The organism is Streptomyces sp. NPDC059832, assembly GCF_042731715.1.
In the GTDB taxonomy this organism is placed as follows: domain Bacteria; phylum Actinomycetota; class Actinomycetes; order Streptomycetales; family Streptomycetaceae; genus Streptomyces.
The window spans coordinates 1-4,160 of record NZ_JBHWIY010000092.1 but is presented as its reverse complement, the minus strand read 5'-3'; the positions used below and the strand labels follow the sequence as shown (position 1 = coordinate 4,160).

The 4,160-nt window shown below is 70.2% G+C and carries 3 protein-coding genes; all 3 read left to right on the top strand.

From position 1 onward, the window contains the following. Positions 1-410: 410 nt before the first annotated feature. On the top strand, positions 411-1,658 hold the full coding sequence (locus ACFV8T_RS45310; RefSeq protein WP_385339698.1) for a hypothetical protein: 1,248 nt from the start codon (positions 411-413) through the stop codon (positions 1,656-1,658). An 85-nt stretch (positions 1,659-1,743) separates the two neighbouring features. After that, entirely contained in the window at positions 1,744-3,255 is a 1,512-nt protein-coding gene (locus ACFV8T_RS45305) for a sensor histidine kinase (RefSeq protein WP_385339695.1), read from the top strand. A gap of 4 nt (positions 3,256-3,259) precedes the next feature. Next, positions 3,260-3,913, top strand: a complete 654-nt coding sequence (locus ACFV8T_RS45300) for a response regulator (protein WP_385339692.1) — start codon at positions 3,260-3,262, stop codon at positions 3,911-3,913. Positions 3,914-4,160 lie beyond the last annotated feature (247 nt).

The window sequence follows — 4,160 nt, the reverse complement described above, 5'->3', positions numbered from 1 at the left end:
GGCTCCAGCTCAAGACCGCCGCCGGGACGAACACCGAGGCCATCGAGATCCTCGCCGAAGCCGGCCGCACCAAACGGATCCGCAACACTGCCAGGACCAGCCTCAGCCACCGCGGCGAGAGCTGCTGACTGCTCGTGCTGGCTGTTGGCGGCCAGTCCCACGGCACGAAACCCGCGACGACCGTGAAACGAGCCGAAATCCTCACCGCACACGTCCGCTTGAAACAGCTGGCCGCGGTCCGCGTGACATCCGTTGTCCAGTCGTCGTACGACGGGGTGCGCCGGGTCACTGATGTTCCGTAACCGGTTTGCCGATCGGACCGGGAGTGTGGCCGGTCGGCCGATGCGGTGTCGTGGGGGTGCGCCTAGCGTCGTGTTGACCAAGCCACCGCGCTTCGAGGGGAACGTTCGATGGACCAGCGAGGGACGACCGGAGTACACGCCGACGCCGCGGCCGTGGTCGGAGCGACCACGGAGTTCGAGCCGGACGTCATGGACCTGCTCGTGGAGACACTGCGCCGTGCGGTCAGGAGCGAGATGTCGGCCGTGGGGACGGACACCCTGCTGGGGGAGCTCGTGATGGGGGACACGGACGCCGGTGAGGCGATCGCTCCGGGGATGCGGAAGGCCGGTTCGCTCAGCGGCATGATCTCCGGTCGGGCGGGCCTCGGTTGGGTGAGCGACGACGAGGTGCACAGTGCGCCGGTCGGAGCCGGCGCCGATGAGGAAGCCCATCAGGAAGCCGATGAGATAGAGGTCGATGCCGCCTGGCGTGAGGCACGGTGGCGCTTCGGCCTTGGTTCGCGCGGATCGGCCGCAAAGAGCGGCCGGGCGCTGCCCGGGATGACCGGGGCGGTGCGCGCGTGCCTGCTGCTCGCGCTCAGGTCGGCCCGCGTCGAGGGGACGATCTCGGTGCGCTGCCGGCACGTGGCCCGTGCCCTGTTGGACCTGCCGGACACCAGGGCACGGGAAGCCCTACTGCTGCAGAGGCTGGATACGGCTGCCTCGGCAACCGCGCTCGACGGACTGGACGCGAACGCCGCAGCGGAGACCGAGGGACCGGAATCCCGCGGCGTCACCCTTCTTCGCCGGGCCGGAACGCTGGGTAGGAGCGGTAACCGCCTGACACGCGCGCTGACTTCGTGGACCTCCGGGGCCTCCCAGAACGGCTCACCGGTTCTGTTCGCGGTGACCGTCGAGGGCGTGCGGCAAGCGGTACGGTGCGGGCGTGCCGCGGCGGAGCCGGTGGATCTCCTGCTGGGGATACTGGCCTTGGACCGGGCACTGTCCGTTGCCGGGCGCTCGCTTCCCGGGAGTCTGGCAGACGCTAGCGCTGCTCCGGCCCTGATGCGCCGACACGGCGTACGGCAGATTTCCCTGGTCTCTTCGGCTTCAGCAACCGAGTCCGTTCCGGTTCCCGACGGCTCAGAGGTGTGGCTGTCCGCCGCCGCCGACCGGACCATGGCGGTCGCACGACTGTCCGCCGCCGAGCACGGTTCGCCCACGGTCGGTACGGTCCACCTGCTGTCCGCGCTGCTCGACGAATCGGCGACGGATACGGACGCCGGGGCCGGTGGCGTGGTCGTACGGCTGCTGGCTGTCGGCCGGGTGGACGTCGCCGCGTTGCGGGCAGAGCTGAGCCTCCGGCTGGGCGCATGACCCCCGGGGCCCGCCGTGCGGCGACCACCACCGCAGCAGCTACCGTTCCTCCCGGGAGATCCACGGTGGCGGGGCAGGGGTGGTCATGAGCCAGGTACCCAAAGACACACGGCCGTTGCGCCTGTCCGTACGGCTGGGACGCACGCTGACCGGTGTGTCTCGGTGGGTACGCCGCGAGGTGGCCGAGAGCTGGGCCGAGGTGCGTGCCGCCGAGCGCCGTACGGTCGGCGTCGAGGCGCTGGTCTGTGCCCTGGCGGCAGCCTTCTGCCTGATGCCGCTGCTGCTGGCACCCCCGGAACGGCTGGCGGCGGCGGTACTGGAGGGGGTGTGGGCGGTGCTGCTCGTCCCCGCTCGGCGCGGTCGGCCGGTCGCCGCCGTCCTAGGCGCCTCTTTGCTGCTCGTGGGTGCCAACGTGTGGACGCTGGCGGTGGTGCCGCTGATCGTGCTGTCCGCTACCCGTCGTATCGCACCGCCGAGGCGTGCGTGGCAGGTCGCCGGGGTGGCCTGCGCCGCCGTCGGTGTGCTGACCGTCGCCTGTGCCCTCATCCGGTCCGATGACTTGCCGTCGCAACTGGCCGGCAACGCGGTCTCCGCGGTGCTGCTTCTGCTGCTTCCCACTCTGGCTGGGAGCCTGCTGGGGCGGCGGCGGCCCCTGGTCAGCCTGCTGCGAGAGCGCAACGCCTATCTGGAACAGGCCCGCACGCTGACCACTGCGGCGGCCCGGACGGAGGAACGGACCCGGATCGCGGGAGAGATGCACGATCTCCTGGGCCACCGGCTGAGCCTGATCTCCGTGTATGCCGGGGCGCTTGAACTCGCTGCCGCGCGGCAGGCACCTGCGCTCGTCGGACAGGCCGATCTGCTGCGCACGACGGCAGGTACGGCCATGGAGGAACTGCGCGAGATCCTCGGTGTCCTGCGGCGCGTTGACATGACAGACCTGTCGGACAGGACCGGGGAGGAGAGGGGAACGCGTGAGGACATCACCGCTCTGGTGACGGAATCCCGGCAGACAGGCAGCACCGTCGAGTTGGACTGGTCCGTTCCCGACACGGCCGAGGTGGGCCTTCGTACGCGTCAGGCGATCCACCGGGTGGTCCGCGAAGGGCTGACGAACGTGCTGAAACACGCGTCCGGTGCGCCCACCAGGGTGGAGGTCAGGGGCACGGACAGGGGGATCGAGGTGTCCGTCACCAACGACGCACCGCGCGCGGCGGGGCACTTCCGCGGGGGAAGTCACAGCGGGCTGGCCGGCTGCCAGGAGCGGATCTCGTTGCTCGGCGGCACGTTCGAGGCGGGCGCCTTGCTGAACGGCGGTTTCCGCATGGCGGCTTGGCTACCCACCCACGGGAACAGCCCCCTGGAATTCGCCGCGCTCCCAGGGGCTCTTGCCGAAACCCCTCCGGACACGGCCCGCCTTCCGTCCGGCAGCATCGGGCAGTCCGGCGGCATCGGACGGGCAGGAGCCCGTGCCCCGCTGCCGGACGAGATCCTGACCTGGCCGCGAGTCCTGGGATCCGGCTGCGTGGCGCTGCTCGTGGTCCTGCCGACGGTGGGCTTCCTTGTCGTACTGCTGACGGCGGCAGCCCTAAGATGAGCTGATGATCCGAGTCCTGGTCGCCGACGACGAAGCGCTGATGCGTGCGGGAATCCGCCTGATCCTGGAGAACGCCGAGGACATCGAGGTGGTCGCCGAGGCGGGCGACGGTCGGGAAGCCGCCGCGGCATGCCGCGCCCAGGACATCGATGTCGCCCTCCTCGACATTCAGATGCCGACCAGGGACGGAATCGCGGCCGCCGAGGACATTGCCCGTCTCTCGCCCCGCACCTGTGTCGTGATGCTGACGGCGTTCGGCGAGGAAGCGAGCGTGACGCGCGCCCTGCGGGCCGACGCGAGCGGTTTCCTCCTCAAGGACACCGGTCCCGCCGAGCTGATCCGCGCCGTGCGACTCGCCGCGAGGGGGGAACCAGTACTGGCACCCCGGATCACCCGCCAGCTGCTGGAACGGCACGTACGGTCCGGCCGGGACACCGAGGTCGCTCTGCGCAGGACCGAAGAGCTGACCCCGGCCGAACGGGATGTCCTGCGGTTGCTCGGCACGGGCCTGTCCAACGCGGAGATCGCCGATCAGCTGTATCTGAGTGCCGGCACGGTCAAGGCGCACATCAGCCGGATCCTCACACGCACCGGATGCGCCAACCGCGTACAGGCCGCCGTCCTCGCACACGACGCCGGGCTGCTCACCGATCGTTGAGCCGGCCCTCCGCAGTCCCGCAACAAGCGGACGGGGTGGCGCAAGCTGGACCAGGGCGGCATGTGGCGCGTGCTCCCCCCATGACTAGTAGGGCTTGGTCATGTTGGTGCGGGGTCTGGCATGTCGCGGTGACAGGTGGGGCAGGCGCCGGTCCAGATCACGAGGAGTATCTGCAGCTCGTGGACAACTCGGTAGAGGCTCAGGCCGACGCCGTCTCTTTTGGGGATCGGGTCAGTCGCTGCAAGGT

Coding starts and splice junctions, on each gene's coding strand:
- ACFV8T_RS45310 (WP_385339698.1), top strand. CDS start 411: ATGGACCAGCGAGGGACGACCGGAGTACACGCCGACGCCGCGGCCGTG.
- ACFV8T_RS45305 (WP_385339695.1), top strand. CDS start 1,744: ATGAGCCAGGTACCCAAAGACACACGGCCGTTGCGCCTGTCCGTACGG.
- ACFV8T_RS45300 (WP_385339692.1), top strand. CDS start 3,260: ATGATCCGAGTCCTGGTCGCCGACGACGAAGCGCTGATGCGTGCGGGA.